Genomic DNA, 16,544 nt, shown 5'->3' on the forward strand with positions numbered 1-16,544 from the left:
TAGATATAATGTACAAAAGAAAAGATACCCAAAGGTGCCTTCTTACGATTTTAACCATCGTAATATGGTATTAGATGTCAATCCAAGTATTATTTTACCACGTTAAATAATGTTGGCTGTTGAGAAAAAAGGCACTCGAAAGAGTGCCTTTTTTCTATTCTACTTTTAATTTAATTTCTTTACCTGTCATGCCGCCACTAGCTTTTAAGAAAAGGCCTTCAGCATCTTTTGGTATATCAAATACAATTTTACCTGTTTGTGTTAGACCAGGATTCAATTGTTTTAAGAAGAAGTCAGTTTTCCCACCATTAGTTAAGTCAAATGATGTTTGACCTTGTGTTGAATATGTGAATTCACGACCTTTGTTATCTACTAATTTAAAACTATTAGCATCAACAGTAATAGCGTCTTTTTGATTATTAGTAAGTGTAACTTCTAAAATTTTAAAGACACCTTGTGCTTGTTCTTTTGTATATTCATTACCCACAGAATCTACTGTTTCCATAGATCCTACAGCGATTTTAACATCAGAAGATACACCTTCTTTTGATACTGCTTTAGTGTCTGTTGAAGTTTTTTCTGTTGAGTCTCCACCACCAGCGACCATAGCAATTATTCCGATTACAAATAAAGCTATAATGCCTAGGCATCCAAATTTAAATATTTTTCCCACGTTTGTTCCTCCAATTATGTAAAATATAAGATTGCCAAGCTAATAATAACAAACTATATATAAAGATATTGTAATATTATGTCGAAAGGAAATAAAAAAGATAGTTTAGAATTTTCAGGCTGAACTTCCGTCTTATGACCTATTATTCCTCGCATCTTGGCAGTACTTCTTACTCATAAAAAAAGACACCCAAAGGTGCCTTCTTCCTACTTAACCCACTTTAATTTTTGGACTCTCATCCTTACCGAATGGAAAGTAGAGATGCTTCAATTATGTACCGATCTGGAGCGTCTCCTATATAGTCAAAAGGATAACAAGTTGTTAGTGTTAATGTTGGCTCACTTTTTTCTACAATAACTGTTCGGTCTTCTGAATCTGTTATCCAATGCTTGTTAATTTTATATGTATATGTTTTATTTTCATATTCCACGATAAGTTGGTCATTTTCCTTTAGTTGACCAAGCTCGGTAAAAACAGTATCTCTATGTCCACTTAAAACTGTATGACCATTTCCAGATGGTGTAGTAGTTAAGTCACTAACAAACATACCTACACCCTTTTTTAGTACTTTATCATCAGCTCCCCAATATACAGAGTATTTCTTTTGTATTTTAGGGATAATTAAATATGCTACTTTATCTCCTAACTGATGGTTTACATTTGAAGCGGGAATTTGTACAGGTTCTTTAGGTTGTAGTGAAGTTTCAGTTTCAGTTTGATTGATGTTTTGCGCTTCATTTTCTTTAGAAGGTGTGGAGGTCTCATATTGTTTAGCCTCGTTAGTTGTTAATGACTCTGCTGATTGTCTAGCACTATACCATTCTAGAAAATAATAGGAAAAGATAGTAAGTCCAATAACAGTTAAACATAAGCCTATCCATTGTTTTTTATTCACTTTTATCACTCCATTTGAAAACGACAGGATTTCTCCTGCCGTTTTAAGGAACTATTTTATGCGTTTGTCTTTTTACGACGGAACATTAATACAGATCCAGCTAATGCTAATCCTAAGCTTGCTAACATCATTGTAACACCATTTGATGCTGTATTAGGTAATTTTTCACCTTGTTTTTTCGTTTCTTTTTTCACAACTGTATTAGTATTTTTCTTTGTTTCTTTTGCAGTTGTTTGAGGCTTAGTTTGTTCTTGTTTATTATTTGTTGTTTGGTTGTTTTGTTTTGAATTCTCTTGCTTAGTGTTCTCTTGTTTAGCAGGTTCTTGCTTAGTTTGTTCTTGAGGTTTGTTTTCATCTTTTTTAGTAGTTTGCTTGCTAGCTAAAAATTGATCGTAGTCCCCTTTTTTCACTTCACAAGGTAAGCCGTCATTGTCACGATCTAAGTCATGAGGATCATTAGTTGCGCTGTATCCATTGCTGTGCCAGAATTCCATAACTTCTTGTTTGTTTTTAAAGTGACCGCAATTCTTGTCGTTTGGATTTTTTTCTGCAAATGCAGCAGAACTGTACCCCACTGTTAATAATGTAACCGCTGTTGCTGAAGCTAATAATTTTTTCATAATTTTCTCCATCTCCCTAAATGGTATGTATTTACATTGAAATATTTTACATTTAAAAAATTAAAAATACAATAATAATTTGTAGATAAATGTAAGATTTCTAGATAATAATAACAAATTGTCAATTCGTATATTGTCATATTATGTCGAAGGAAAATAAAAAAAAGACAACCTAAAATACCTTCTCCTGACGTGAACCAGCTTAATATTAATAATATGTATTTGGACTATCATCTAAATATTTTTTTAACATGTAAAGAGAAAAAGTGGCATTAATTCTAGAATGATAACACTAGCTGAATGGAATGAAATAAGCCAGTCGACGTTCTTCAAACTGGTCAAAGATGGTATGAATTTATATGAAACAGCAAAGAAGGGAAAAGGGTACGCAGTGCATTTGGAATTAGCAAGAAAGAACGGGATTAAGAATACTACTTTTTACTCAAGGGTTAAAAGAAGGATGAAGCTGCTACGAAGCCATTCGTAGGTCGTAAGGGAGTACAGTAAATTATCTAGGATACGATATGAGCGAATAAGACAGGTTAATAGAAAAATGGATTCAGAGTAATATAGTTAAGTCTACTAATGAATGCGACTTATTTGAAGAGAGTTACGAGGAACTAAAACAGTTATTAAAAGGAGATGAAGATGTTATCTACTAGGAATAAAGCTCCAAGCAAAATTAAAGAATCAACTAAAACCAGGAACCGGTTTATCTGTGGCTTTCCAAATTTCTTTATTAAGCTAAAAACTGCACTCATTCCGAAACAAATATATAACAAAATCATTATTGTCCCTGATATATTGATAATTTAATTATATACTGAAAAATATGTACATATAAATTTTTAAAAAGTACTTATTTAAATAAAAAATGGTCCTTACATTACGTAAGAACCCCATAATCGAAGAAAAAAGTCGTATGTGAAACCATGTGGGAATTACAATAATATTTTAACACCTAAACATATAGTTGTCTATACATGATCGAACAAAATAGTTATTTAAACCAAGAAGCTCTAGATTTAGGGATCTAGAGCTTCTTGTGTTGGTATAATCCACACGGTTTATGAAAAGAAAAGAACTTACTGAAGATAACACATGAATGTTTCATAAATGTATCAAAAAAGTGAACAAAATAGTTATTTGATAGAATTTTGATAAAAAGCGATGATCATTAAATCACTCCATGATTAATGACAATCGCTTAAGTATTGAAAAGTTATTCAGTTATTTGAAATATAGTTTCATTAGGTCTGGAGAATCCATATAGTTTCCTTGCGAATTTTAAAATACCTTCCTCGCTTGCTGTTAAAGTTTTAATATCGTTTTCAAAATAACGTCCTATAAGTTCTAACTCAGACAATTTCTTCTTTTCTTTATTAAGTGTAATTTGTTTTTCTTGAATCATTTGCTCTTGCTTATAAATGCAGATTTGAATGGAAATAACCATAGGTAGCATAAAAGCAAGTGCTAATAAAAGGCGACGTCTTAGCTTTTTATTCGTTTGTTGATTCTTATTAGGATTAATTTTATTTTTTGAGATTGATTGTTGTGGTGATAAATTTGGGACACTTCCCATTTTAAAGCCTCCATTACTTATGTATAGAATTTAAATTGTTTACAAGTATTATATATGCTAAATAGATAATTTTGAACCTATTTGGATAAAGGGAGGTTTTATGAAATTTAAATAAAAACGTTATTTGAATTGAAAAGAACACCATATACTCTAATGGCGCTCTTAGACCAAGAACTATAGTTTAATTTTTTATAGTCGGTATAAGTATATGGAAGTTGAAAATAAAGAGTGAATACATTTGAAACAAAATCCTTATTTAACAACAAATAAAAAAGAGCGCTAATCAAGAGCACCCTTTATACGTCATTATAACGAAAGTGACAAACTCACATTATACAGAAAGGTATTATTAAAGTATGTAAAAGTATGAAATTGGTGAATGGGTTGAAACAAAATCTTTATTTTAAAGCGCTCTGTCCCAAAATATAAGTTGAAAGAGGAAACATGACATTATATGCATGCTGTTTTAGAGTGGTGTGTGTTTAAAGCTTGATTTTCATAAAAAATAAAGCACACATATAAGTGTGCTCTTATGAACGCTTTAGATTTGTATGACTAGATAGTCACCATACAATAAAATATGCTTGTTTGATATAAATGTGAGTCAAATCTATAACATATATTTTGGTGTGTAGAAAGAACATTAAATGTTAATTAGCCAAGCATATTGTTTTTATTAACGAATCTGTGCAACTGTTAACGCTGCAGAACGAATATCTACGGTACCAATTACTTCAACGGGTACAATTTGAATTAAATCACCAGGGTTTAAGTTAATTAGAATGACACCACTGGATACATCGACTTCACCAGTTCCGAAAATATTAGAACGGACTGCGGTTCCAGATCCTGCAATAATATTAGTTGATGTGTTTAGCGTCAAGAAAAAGCGCGCTGCTTCTGGGGCTACAGGAACGTTATCGAGGCTGATTGTTAATGTATAACTGATTTGATAAATACCAGCTACTTGAATTCTAATACCAGTTCCAGTACTAATTGTATCATTGATTACAGGGACAGTAATATTAGGATTTGGGCCCGTACTAGGTAGTAGTAGTGGCGTGAATAGTGTTGCGAATTGAGGTGAAGTAGCATTAAAAGCAAAACCGAGAGCTGGTAGTGTACTAGGGGCTTGTGCTCCACAATTAAAGTTTGTGAGTTTAAGACTAGATGAACGCATATTTTCACTCCTTTCTTTCATTTAGATTGCGTGAGTAAGAATCTCACGTTTTGGACAAGCGTAATACAATATATGAAAATTTATAGTGAATAGTGCAGAGTTGTACTGTTATGGATAAAACTAACTGCCTGTTGTACAAAAGGAAACATAATAAAAAGAGCACGCATATAAGCATGCTCTTTAACAAGAAAGGTAGATTTCTATAAGTGGATTGCCTCCATACAATAACATATGCTTGTCCAATTTAAACGTGAAAGGTTTTTAGCAAAAACGCTATTTTGTGCTTAACAAATGACAAAGCAGCTAGCTAATCTAGCTAACCGCTCCATCGTAATGCGCTGAGGAGTTTTACTAAGCATACATATTATGAGTTGTAACTACAAGCTACAACTATAGTATGAACAGAATCGAAAATATAATACAAAAAGAAAACTAAATAATATTTCATTTTGTATTAATTTGGAATACAAAAAAGAGCACTTAATAAAGTGCTCTCGTGACGAGAATCATTTTGTAACGACTTTTTATAAAGAAAGGAACACAGAATATTTTATGAAGTTATTTTCGGTTAAGTGTGTATCTTTCATAAAAAATTTTATTTTATAGAAAATGAAAAAGAGCATCGTTTGTAGATGCTCTTTGACCAAAACTTTCAGGAGAAAACAAGTAATGTGAGTTCACTCACTATAAGGTATGCATAATATTCTTTTCTTGTGTAGTGAATATAAAAAAGAGCACCTTTATATGGCGCTCATACGATAGGAGGTAACTTTTTGAGCTAAATACTGAGGTTAAATTTATATGTTTTATCAAGAAAAAAGAACAAAATTTCATTATTAGTTCAATATAAAAGAGCAGCTAGAAAAAGCTAACTACTCTCACAAGCACTGCCAAAAGGAACTACTTTGGAGAAAAAGTAGGTTGTACTTAGTGTTACCGTAATATTGGAATTTATTCGAGAAAATGAAAAGTTGAATTACTAAATAAAGTCCATATAAAGAGCAGCTAGAAAAAGCTAACTGCTCGAGCAAGGAAATTGGAGAAAAAGATTACCGTGTCATCTATATTATTGATGAAATATTGAGTTTTATTCAGGCGTAGAAGGTCTTTTCCGAAAGAAACAGCTAGGATTTCTCTTAGCATAGTCATAGGGTATTCGTCTATGGTCGAATTTACTTATATTGTAACTTGATTAACAAATGAATGAGATTTTAACTTTGCTAAGTTTTTCACTAGAAAATTACATTTATTAAATAAGAGTAAATTTAGTTTTAAACAAAATCCTTATTTAACAACAAATAAAAAGAGCGCTAATTGAGAGCGCTCCTTATACCTCATTATAACGAAAGTGACGAACTCACATTATACAGAAAGGTAGTATTAAAGTATGTAAAAGTATGAAATTGGTGAATGGGTTCAAACAAAATCTTTGTTTAGTTAAAAAGAGGTCCTAGGAAACTAGGACCAAAAGCGAAGTATCATCTTTAAAGTGAAAGTAAAAAGATTGATATGGGCTTATTCTATCACAAATCGAAATTTTAAAAAATTAAAATAAAATCGTTATTTTAATTAGTTCAGCCCCTTGAAGGGCGCTCCAAGGGGCTAAGATTCGAGAACTTGTAAACTCTTGTTTAATTACATGAAAACTCCCAAAGGAGAATCTATGATGTTTTAACACTCAACTAACTATTTTGACAAATATATATTGATAAAAGAAACCCCGATTGTCCGCGGGGCTTCTAAGGGTAAGTGCCAAGTAATGACGTACTCGACTAATTAACCATATCATGAATTTTTTGGTAAAAATACTGGTAAATGTGTCCAATTTTATGGTCGTTAATTTGAACAAAAACGCTATTTTAATAAGAGTTGGTTCTCGCTCGAAAGCAAGGGTTGCATAGGAAGTTCCAAAATGTTCTTTCTAGATGTATTAATGGTTAGGGAAACATAAATCTGGAAATAAAACTTGATATTCTGGGATTAATCGAAGGTCAACAGTTGTACTTGCAAAGAATTTATATTTTGTTTCTAATTCAGCTAGAGTAACTAGGTGATGCGTACCTAAGCCCTTCTGTATGCTATGTTTAGAAAGGGTTGGACCGATTTGTAATTTTCGATTTTTCATAGCTGTGTTCCATGGACTGTAAAAGAATTTTAAAACGAAAGCAGGGTACATGTAAACGATAAATGAATGATTTGACCAATGCCTTCCAGCTATATAGTTACCATGCGAATAATTGTGGATTAGTCTACCTCCGTAGTAAGGGGCAGGTGGAGTAGGATGGAGTATTCTCCCATGATAACGCTGTTTGACAAGGGGAATTCCGTATCTCGGATTGGAATAACCATGTGTAGGGTCATCTACCATCAGAATAGTCCTAATAGCATACATGTTTTTCCTTAAAGTGACAAGAGATGAGAAAAAGGCTTCCTTATCAAAACAGCAAAGAAATTCAGTGGTATTTAAAACCATTTTCCACCCCTTAATTTCTTTTTCTATTTCCATTATCTCTTTATCAACTAATATAGCATCAAACTCTAATACTTTTGAATCTCGGATTTCCCAATGAGGCGCAAATAATTTACATATTTCTACTGAACGATCAGTAGATCCTCGATTAATAAGAATACCGTGATCAAATAGTTTTGTGTGGTGCATTAGCCACCATGGGAGTAGATACTCTTCATTGTAAAAATGGGAAATTAAAGTTGTCTTAATAAAAACCCCTCCTTATAAACATGGATAAAATAATTCTTGCTCTAGTATAATGATTATCCTAGTAAATATGCATGTCGTGAGTATATTTGAGCAAAATGTTTATTTACAAATATAAAGAGCGCATTGGGAGGAAGGCGCTTTATAACCAAGTCTTTTTTAGAAAAAAGGTTCACATCATATTGTATGTATGTTTCATAGATAGGTGTGGTTTTATACAACAATCTGTATTTCATAACAAGAAAAAAAGAGCACATGTTTATATGTGTTCTAAGATAATCCTTTTAATATCTATTCAATTGTTTCTTTTGTATCAGGTGTATCAAATTTATCCCTTTTTTGAAGCGATAAAAAGTGTTGAGAGATTTGAAGTGACCCCTAAAAGTTAGACACGGTTATTTCATTAGGCAGCTTGATAAAAGTGAGTCCGGTATTGTACCGGGCTCATTTTTAATTTTGCCTTAATCCGTTTCGTATTATAATAATCTATATATTTTTCTAATTCTATTTTAAAGTGCTCTACATTTTCAAATTCTTTTATGTAGAGGAACTCAGACTTCATAATCCCAAAGAAATTCTCTATTACTGCGTTGTCGTAACAGTTGCCTTTTCGAGACATACTCTGGACGATAGCTCTTGATTCAAGTGTACGGACGTACTGTCTCATTTGATAATGCCATCCTTGATCCGAATGCATCAGTAGCTGGTGGGTTTCAGGTAAACGTTCCAATGCTTTCTCTAACATGTCTGAAACAAGCGAATACGTCGGTCTAGAACCAATTGTATAGGTAATAATTTCACCATTATACAAATCTAATACAGGTGATACATACAGTTTTTCTCCAAACAATTTAAACTCTGTGATGTCTGTTACCCACTTTTGATTCGGTGCATCTGTATGAAAATTACGCTCTAAAATATTAGGTGCAATTCTACCGACTTTTCCTTTATAGGATTTATATTTCTTCATACGCACAACACACTTTAACCCAAGCTCTTTCATAATGCGCTGAACCTTCTTGTGGTTCACTTTCTGACCACGATTCGTTAATTCATCACGAATGCGACGGTAACCATAACGACCTTCATTTTCTTTACTAAATCATAATACGTGCTTCGAGGAATAGTAGCTAGCTCCATGAGTGCCTTCACCGAATATTTATGCCTTAATTCATAGACTACTTGCGCTTTGTCTTGTTTTGTGATTTTTCCTTGTTTTGAACTAAGGCATTTAACTTTTTTAAGTACTCATTTTCCATCTCAAGCTGTTTAATACGTGCTTCAAGTGCTTCAACTGACCCTTCAGCTAAAGGTTGTTTTAATTGTTTATTTGAATCTTTTTTCATGGATGGACGCCCCTTTTTCTTAGATTGAAGGGCATCAATTCCTTGTGTTTCGAGCTGTTTTTTCCAAACAGAAATCGTTGAAGGGGCAGGAATATTAAAGATAGCTGCCGTCTCAAATAAGGACATACCGTTTTCAATCATAAAGTTTAGTACGTCTAGTTTAAATTGTTGTGTGTAATTTGTACATCGTTTTAGAAAAGCTTCCAGACCATTCTGTTTATATTGGTTTACCCAATTCAAAATGATTGTGTCACTTATACCGAGCGATCTACCCATTTCTCGATAACTTTCATTTCCGTTCAAATAACGTAGAACGATTTGTATTTTTTCATCCGCTGTAAATTTAGCCATAGAAAAACTGCACCTCCAATTGTTAGACTGTGTCTAACAATTGGGGTGCAGTTCACATGCATAAGTGCTCTTTAAGATAGGAGGTAACACTTTGAGCTGGATGTTTCGGTTAAAATTATATGATGCAGAAAAGAAATAAGACCTAAAATTTATTTTCAACTCAATATAAAAGAGCAGCTAGCAAAAGCTAACTGCAATGAGAAATTACATGGGTGATTATAGTATGGACAAAAATATCAAGTAGAACCAATTTTTGATTTTAAGGGTTTTGAGATTCAAAAGATTTGTGATCAGTGTAATGAGGTGGAAGAAGAGTGTTATTGTGATGCTGAGGCATATGAAAGGTGATTATTAAAAAGAATATTGCTTATACTAGTAAAAAAAATAAGAGGACCTGAAATGGAGAACAGGCCCTTTTACAAAAGTACATAAGAGGAAAACAATGTCTACTAATATAGTATCAATGAAGGTGATGTAATTCTAGGTACTAAATATTGAGAAATAGATATTAAAAATGTTGTTCGTGTAGCGTATGTAAATATCATAAAGAAAGTAGAGGATGGAAATAAGAATATGAGTAGTGGTACTAGATATAAATCGGGTTTCATCATTTTGATATATTTTGTTATGACACAATTTGTGGGGATAATAGGTGTACAATTGCTAGCGAAGACAGGTTGGTATGATATTCAGGGAAACCAACAGCAAGCAATTCAACAACTTCTTGTGCATTGGGAACTAATTGGGTTTTCACTTATGCTAATAATCATTTTTCCTATATATAGTAAAGAATTAATAAATGATCCAAAGTTATCGATTAAATTATCAAGAAATTCATTCATATGGATTTTAGTTGGGATCATATTCGTATTTCTTGCGCAGATGGTTGGTAGTGTATTAGATAAGAGTGTATTTCAGCTAACTACGCAATCAGCAAATACGTCTAGTACAGTCGCTGCAGCAGCAATATCTCCTGTGGCACTTGTTTCAATTGTTCTTCTTGCACCGTTAGTAGAAGAGTTTGTTTTTCGTTATGCGGCTATAAATATTTTAACTCAAAAGTTTAAACAAACTTGGAGAATATTAATAAGCTCATTGTTCTTTTCTATTATGCATTTTGATTTTCCATTTATATTTGGATATTTTTTAATTGGACTTGTACTTGCTGTAGTATATGTGCGTACTAATAGGTTACTGGTATCATTTGTTGTACATGCAATTATGAATTTAATAGTTGTTATGTTTCAAGTTCTATGATGGAAAATATATTGGTAAGTGGTGTTATTTTCATTAACACCACTTATAGTTTTATAGCATGAAGTTTGTAATGAAATAGCCAAATTCATAACCTGTTCTTATTAATCCAGCTCCTAATATTATATATAGAGAATATTTGATAAAAAGATTTTTGTTTAAGAATTCTTTTAGATTATTCATGCTGAATCTTCCATTTCAATTTTATTAATTAGATCGTGATGTGGCGATACCTTAAGTAAGCTTAAAATTATTGTATCGTTGTGTATACTTAAACTTTAATTTGTTTCATTAAAGCTCTAGCTGCTAAAAATAACATGAAGCTATTAAGAACTAAACCTCCTAAATTTATATAAAAGAAATTTGTTTTTGTAAAATTGTATATACCAGCTACTACAAAACTAAAAAAGATAAATGAAGCTATTATAAGGGATACTGTTTTTTTCTTATTTGTGTATGAATACATTATTATCATCCTTAAATATTATATATAGATACAATTATACCATAGAGTAGTGTATGGGATCCTGCCAACAAAACTCGGATTTCTTACTTTATCAAGACCTAAATTCAAAGAAACCTAAAATATAAGAGTCCTAACATATTATATATGACTAATATGTTAGGCTTTTTTATTTTTTGTAATGAGTTTTGGACCTGAGTTTGCGTAATATTTTTCTTTATTTGGATAGAAGTAAATAAAGCACCATAAACGGTCGTTTATGGTGCTTAGTTGGTTACACTAATTCACTAAATATATCATCTTTTATTTATTATATATATTTCGAAAAAATTACCATTTACACAAAATCAGTATTAGTGTATTATTCGTCTAGTACACTAATACTGAGGAGGGAATAAATGGAAAATGAGTTTTCTCCTAATATCCCGATTTATATTCAGGTAATGGAATACATAAAAAAGGAAATTGTAACAGGTCGTTTAGCACCGGGTGATAAAATCCCAGCTGTACGTGAACTAGCCAGTGAATTACAAGTGAATCCCAATACGATTCAACGCACATTTCAAGAGCTAGAACGAGAAGGTATTGCTGTGACACGAAGAGGAACAGGGAGATTTGTAACGAGTGAAGGAGAAAAGATTACTGAATTACGCAAAGAAATGGCAACAGAGTTGCTTGATAATTTTATAAATGGAATGGACAATTTAGGTTTTACGAAAGAAGAAATTCTTACAATCCTCCATTCTTCATTAGAAAAGAAAAGGAAGGAAAACGAATGACAGAGTTATTAAAAATTGAAAATCTGTGGAAAAGATATAACTTAAAAACAGTGCTTCAAGATTTAAGTGCAACAATTTCTGAAGGGAAAATTATTGGTCTTGTTGGTGATAATGGTAGCGGAAAAACGACATTATTAAAAATGATTGCTGGTTTGCGTTATCCATCTAAAGGAACTATCACAATTGAAGGTCAGAAGGTAGGAATAGAAACAAAGAAAATTGTTTCATTTATGCCTGATAGTCCTATTTTTGACGAGTGGATGACGATAAAAGCTGCTGTAGCTTTCTATCGAAATTTTTATCCTGATTTTGATTTAAACCAAGCAATGGAATTAATAACTGAATTTAAAATGCCATTAGAAGAGCATATAGTTGCTTTATCAAAAGGTGAAGTGGAAAAATTACAACTTATCTTAACTTTCTCCAGGAAAGCAAAGTTATATATATTAGATGAGCCATTGGGTGGAATTGATCTTGTTTCTAGAAAACATGTACTAGATTTAATTCTTAAATTTTACCGAGAAGATTGTACCATTCTCATTTCAACTCATTTAATAGAAGAAATCGAAAGTATATTTGATGAGGTAATCTTTTTAAAAGACGGAAATATTGTATTACATGAAAACGTGGAGGAAATTCGTTTTCATCAAGGGAAAGCAGTACATGAGTTGTTTAGGGAGGTTTTTGAGAAATGAATCCACTTTTTCTCTATTTATATAAGTGCAATAGAAAAAAAATAGCTGTCTTTTATTCTGGTTTTATTATTATTTCTTTACTTCTTTTATTTAGTACGATAGGACTCTCAAGGGTACTACCTCCGTTTATAAAGGATTTAGTCTTACTCATATTCCTGATGATAATTGGTATAGCTGCATTTTTACTTCTTTTAATAGCGCTGCCTTCTTTCAATAAAATATTAAAAAATTCTATGATTCGTTATACAGCCATCCCAACCCAGAAATATATATATGCGAATTTATTATTTTTCACAGTAATGTTTATTATTTTATTAGGTATAGGCTTAATTTTTTCATATTATTTTTCACAAAGTCTTGATGATGGAAAAGTAATTGGTTATGATCCCAGTCTTTATGGTGGGGAAATAACCGGAGAATTCCGACAAGAATATCACAAGTTGTATAGTTACGGAATCTTCCAACACATATTTGCTTTTCTTTTATGGGGAATCGATTTCATGAGTATCCTTATTTCTTGTTATTTTATCATGGCAATTATACGGCTGTTTCCAGTGAAGTCATGGATGAGTAAAATAATTTTATTCATCATTTTCGTTGCTATTTTTTCAACAATACAAACAATGATAGTGAATGTGTTAAGTAAATTAGAGAAATATGCAGTTACTATTAATAGTTCTGGGTTCATGGATAAGAATAATTTTTTTGATACATCATTTTACCCTATTGAAGATTTCACTATTTTTGGTCTATGTTTTACTTGCTTGTTAATAATTGTACTCGTAGAGATTACAGGTCGCATTATCAATAAGAAATTAGAGATATAAAAAATTCACATTACAAGCAAAAAATATTTTAGGAGGAAAACATGAGAACATCTAATCCAATGTTAAAAAAAGACAAATTTCATGAAGAGAAGACAAACGCTTCCACGATGACTATAGGTGGAACAATAGGAAAAACATTTATTATGCTTATCTTACTTCTTGCAGCATCTGTCTATTCATACTTACAAATGATGCAAGGTTCAATGAAAACATCAGTATTAATTGGAGTAGCAATAGTTAATATAGTAGTTGCATTTTTAGCTATATTTATCCCTCGTATATCACCAATTTGTGCACCGATTTATGCTGTGGTAAAAGGGATTGTATTAGGAAGTATTTCTGCATATTATACAATGCGTTTTGGAAATTCTATTCTTTTAACTGCTGTATTATTAACCATTTCGATTTTATTTGCAATGTTAGTATTATATGCTACTCGTATGATAAAAGTAACTGAAAAGTTCCGTACTGTTTTAACAGCTGCAACACTTGGCATTTTAATTATGTATTTGATTGTCTTCTTACTAAACACCTTTGTTTTGACTGTTCCTTACATTCACCAAGGTGGGACAATCAGTATCATTATTAGTACCGTTGTGATTGTCGTTGCTGCATTAAATCTATTACTGGATTTTGATTCGATTGAAAATGGTGCACGTAGTGGGGCGGCAAAACATATGGAGTGGTATAGCGCAATAGGGCTCATGATGACATTAGTATGGTTATACCTTGAAATTCTCCGTTTTGTTTCTTACTTTATGAAAAATGAAGAATAGAAAAAATCCTGCATGTTTCAAACATGCAGGATTTTTTTATCTAGTAGTGTCAATTTGAACATGAGAAAGTATCAAGATGCTTTACAACGGTTTCAACCATTGCATGTAAATTTTCAGTATCCCTTATAATATTCTTTCGACTACCACAAATAAATTAACATTAAAGAACTGATTCCTACTTAGCGTACGAAATTTGCGTTTTATTGGTGTTAGCCCATGTACATCAACTTAAGGAATGTAAAAACCCCCAAAACAAAAAATGAGCTGACTTCTCAAAATAACTAACTGTAGAGAAAGAGAATTTTCATTTAGGGGTACTTTTATGCTAAAAAAAAGGCTTATAAAGTTGAGGGGCTCAAAAATTAAATTAGGATAATCCGTAAGTATATGCTAGGCTTGGTTTACCATTTGATTTACTGTTTTCATGTCCTTTACGAGTGGGGGGGCTTTGTTTCACGGAAAAAAGAAAAGCAGACTCTCATAAAACAGCCTGCCTTCCCTGCTTTGTAAAATTAAGAAGCTTTACGTACGTTTGAAGCTTGAAGTCCACGTTGACCTTGCTCCAAATCAAAAGTCACTGCTTGACCTTCTTCTAAAGTTTTGTAACCTTCGCCTTGAATCGCTGAGAAATGAACGAATACATCGTCTCCACCTTCACGTTCGATGAATCCGAAGCCTTTTTCGCCATTAAACCATTTTACATTACCTTTTTCCATTTGTATTGCCTCCTAGTGTGTAAACACACACAATGTAATACTATCCTTGCTCTCAGTGATCATAAAGGTGAAAAGTTACAAATCCTTTACACCGAACAAAAATAATTCATTTTAATAATAACATTTTTTGTAATAAATGTCAAGGTGAAGAAAAGGCATTAAGCTCACTATTTCTTTATGATAATCATTGACGTATATGGTGTGTGTAGCAATGGAACAAAATCACGCAACAAACACTAGCGAACATTCATTTTAAGGGTTATTTCGTATATTAGTGGACATAAAATAGCTATTTTATGTCCACTAATGCTTATTGCTTTATCCTGTTCCATTGCTATACATACCCCTGTTAGAAAATGAAACTTTATTCGATAGCCGTAAGTTTCGTGAAATGTGTGACATGGGTCGGTTGATTGAAGATCAATTTTTATCTTTGCTTTCCTATGTTGCAGATCAAGAGCGTAAAAAAATCCATTAGCGACGAGCAGAAGGGATTGCTGAAGCTAATTTAGGACGTCCTCAGGTGAACCTTTCAACCCTAAGCAAACAACAAATGCATATGATAGAAGAGACTTATTTTAAATGGAAAAGTGGCGAAATAACAGCTACTATGTTTATGCAAATGTTAGAGTTAAAGAAAAACATGTTTCATAAAATAATGACGGAATATGAGGAAATAAAGTAGGATCTCTCTTATTAGAAATCCTACTTTTTCTTTGGTTGTAAGAATCTTGATGTTTTTGTATCAGAATAGTATTGTGTATATCAAAAAAAATAAAAGACAACTCCAATTAAGAGTTGTCTTTTTGTGTAATAAAATCCCCAAAATATGAAAATATACAAACGAATATAATACGTTATGGTTGATATTATAACAAAACCGAAGAGTATTGAAAATAAAAAGAATGTTGTAATGATTTTTTAAGGTTTTAGTTAAAAAAGCCTCGAAAATAAACCTTTTATAAAGGTTTCCTTAAAATATGATTATTGTATTTCGAGGGGTTCCTTATAAATCTTAGCTATATATTTTACAAAATCAATGACGGGATAGTGTATGAGTGAACGGTGCTGCGTAAAACGAACCCCTTCGTTTTCCATTTTTGAAATGAGTTGTTCAATTTCCAACTCTTTTTGTTGTATTCTATTATAATTTTGATATACAATGTTTTTCCATTGATAGGAAGAGCCGTGAAAATAACTCTCTCCTTTTACCCTGTGACTAAATATAATTTCTATTTTTTCTCTACGTTGTTTTTCCTTCATATGCGCTTCCGTTGACTGCATGTTTATCGCCTCTTCCCTTTTTTGTTGTATAACAAAATTTGGTCTAACTCACCATACATAGACAATGTACATTGTTCTAGTTGGGATTTGTCGTTTAAGGCTATCTCATCCACTGTATTTGGTTTTCAAGTGCTTAATCTAATATATTGGATTTACATCTAAATAAGTTGTTAGTGTGTATAAAACACTATCTATCTTTATTATAAAACGATTCTTTATAAGCATGCACCTTTTTACACTCAAGAAGATTTATAACATGACGAGTATCTTCATCCATGAATGTTATTCTGTATTTACTGAGGTTAGTTTCTTTATCTAGGCTAACTAACATATTGTATGCCTCAGTATCTATTTTATAAAAAAGAAAATAGATGTAACGGTCCCCCT

At 31.9% G+C, this 16,544-nt stretch carries 15 protein-coding genes and 2 pseudogenes; 7 read left to right on the forward strand and 10 right to left on the reverse strand.

Going from position 1 to position 16,544, the window contains the following annotated elements; translation table 11 throughout:
* Positions 1-154: 154 nt before the first annotated feature.
* The 3 genes from AXW78_RS27600 to AXW78_RS27610 form a co-directional block, all read right to left on the reverse strand.
* Positions 155-673 (reverse strand): DUF4352 domain-containing protein, encoded by a 519-nt coding sequence (locus tag AXW78_RS27600; RefSeq protein WP_000516002.1) that lies wholly within the window; start codon positions 671-673, stop codon positions 155-157.
* A 241-nt stretch (positions 674-914) separates the two neighbouring features.
* Entirely contained in the window at positions 915-1,568 is a 654-nt protein-coding gene (locus AXW78_RS27605; protein ID WP_001036095.1) for a class D sortase, read from the reverse strand.
* 56 nt (positions 1,569-1,624) lie between these two features.
* Positions 1,625-2,188, reverse strand: coding sequence for an excalibur calcium-binding domain-containing protein (locus AXW78_RS27610; protein WP_000734525.1), 564 nt, complete (start codon positions 2,186-2,188; stop codon positions 1,625-1,627).
* Positions 2,189-2,733: 545 nt separating this feature from the next.
* On the opposite strand from AXW78_RS27610, the gene AXW78_RS34045 reads away from it, so the two are divergent.
* Positions 2,734-2,850 (forward strand): Fur-regulated basic protein FbpA, encoded by a 117-nt coding sequence (locus tag AXW78_RS34045; RefSeq protein ID WP_258010520.1) that lies wholly within the window; start codon positions 2,734-2,736, stop codon positions 2,848-2,850.
* Between the two features lie 560 nt (positions 2,851-3,410).
* Here the strand turns inward: AXW78_RS34045 and AXW78_RS27620 are convergent.
* The 4 genes and pseudogenes from AXW78_RS27620 to AXW78_RS33330 form a co-directional block, all read right to left on the reverse strand.
* Positions 3,411-3,770 (reverse strand): FtsB family cell division protein, encoded by a 360-nt coding sequence (locus tag AXW78_RS27620; RefSeq protein ID WP_000536029.1) that lies wholly within the window; start codon positions 3,768-3,770, stop codon positions 3,411-3,413.
* A gap of 676 nt (positions 3,771-4,446) precedes the next feature.
* Positions 4,447-4,950, reverse strand: a complete 504-nt coding sequence (gene exsF, locus AXW78_RS27625) for an exosporium protein ExsF (RefSeq protein WP_001257908.1) — start codon at positions 4,948-4,950, stop codon at positions 4,447-4,449.
* A 1,930-nt stretch (positions 4,951-6,880) separates the two neighbouring features.
* On the reverse strand, positions 6,881-7,609 hold the full coding sequence (locus tag AXW78_RS27630) for a hypothetical protein (RefSeq protein ID WP_000546538.1): 729 nt from the start codon (positions 7,607-7,609) through the stop codon (positions 6,881-6,883).
* A 460-nt stretch (positions 7,610-8,069) separates the two neighbouring features.
* Positions 8,070-9,363: pseudogene (locus AXW78_RS33330) on the reverse strand (IS3 family transposase).
* 573 nt (positions 9,364-9,936) lie between these two features.
* Between AXW78_RS33330 and AXW78_RS27645 the strand changes: the two are divergent.
* Positions 9,937-10,620, forward strand: coding sequence for a CPBP family intramembrane glutamic endopeptidase (locus AXW78_RS27645; protein WP_000094489.1), 684 nt, complete (start codon positions 9,937-9,939; stop codon positions 10,618-10,620).
* A 268-nt stretch (positions 10,621-10,888) separates the two neighbouring features.
* Here the strand turns inward: AXW78_RS27645 and AXW78_RS35010 are convergent, their stop codons facing one another.
* Entirely contained in the window at positions 10,889-11,083 is a 195-nt protein-coding gene (locus tag AXW78_RS35010) for a hypothetical protein (protein WP_000287694.1), read from the reverse strand.
* 395 nt (positions 11,084-11,478) lie between these two features.
* Here AXW78_RS35010 and AXW78_RS27655 point away from each other — a divergent pair, with 395 nt between their 5' ends.
* The 4 genes from AXW78_RS27655 to AXW78_RS27670 are packed head-to-tail and all read left to right on the forward strand — an operon-like array spanning position 11,479 to position 14,157.
* Positions 11,479-11,859 carry a GntR family transcriptional regulator gene (locus AXW78_RS27655; RefSeq protein ID WP_000426666.1) on the forward strand — a complete coding sequence of 127 codons (381 nt, stop codon included), beginning with the start codon at positions 11,479-11,481 and terminating at the stop codon, positions 11,857-11,859.
* A complete protein-coding gene (locus AXW78_RS27660) occupies positions 11,856-12,554 on the forward strand; it encodes an ABC transporter ATP-binding protein (protein WP_000137755.1) in 699 nt (232 codons plus the stop codon). The genes AXW78_RS27655 and AXW78_RS27660 overlap by 4 nt, the downstream gene beginning before the upstream one ends.
* Positions 12,551-13,381 (forward strand): hypothetical protein, encoded by an 831-nt coding sequence (locus AXW78_RS27665; RefSeq protein ID WP_001068581.1) that lies wholly within the window; start codon positions 12,551-12,553, stop codon positions 13,379-13,381. Before AXW78_RS27660 ends, AXW78_RS27665 begins: the two co-directional genes overlap by 4 nt.
* A gap of 41 nt (positions 13,382-13,422) precedes the next feature.
* A complete protein-coding gene (locus AXW78_RS27670) occupies positions 13,423-14,157 on the forward strand; it encodes a Bax inhibitor-1/YccA family protein (protein ID WP_001260636.1) in 735 nt (244 codons plus the stop codon).
* A 512-nt stretch (positions 14,158-14,669) separates the two neighbouring features.
* Here AXW78_RS27670 and AXW78_RS27675 read toward each other — a convergent pair.
* On the reverse strand, positions 14,670-14,873 hold the full coding sequence (locus AXW78_RS27675; protein ID WP_000410774.1) for a cold-shock protein: 204 nt from the start codon (positions 14,871-14,873) through the stop codon (positions 14,670-14,672).
* Between the two features lie 340 nt (positions 14,874-15,213).
* On the opposite strand from AXW78_RS27675, the pseudogene AXW78_RS34580 reads away from it, so the two are divergent.
* A pseudogene (locus tag AXW78_RS34580) lies at positions 15,214-15,558 on the forward strand (recombinase family protein); the annotation flags it as partial.
* A gap of 299 nt (positions 15,559-15,857) precedes the next feature.
* Here the strand turns inward: AXW78_RS34580 and AXW78_RS27685 are convergent.
* Positions 15,858-16,157: a hypothetical protein gene (locus AXW78_RS27685; RefSeq protein ID WP_001191998.1), complete on the reverse strand. Its 300-nt coding sequence runs from the start codon at positions 16,155-16,157 to the stop codon at positions 15,858-15,860.
* Between the last annotated feature and the right edge of the window lie 387 nt (positions 16,158-16,544).

Source organism: Bacillus thuringiensis, from assembly GCF_001595725.1.
In the GTDB taxonomy this organism is placed as follows: domain Bacteria; phylum Bacillota; class Bacilli; order Bacillales; family Bacillaceae_G; genus Bacillus_A; species Bacillus_A thuringiensis_K.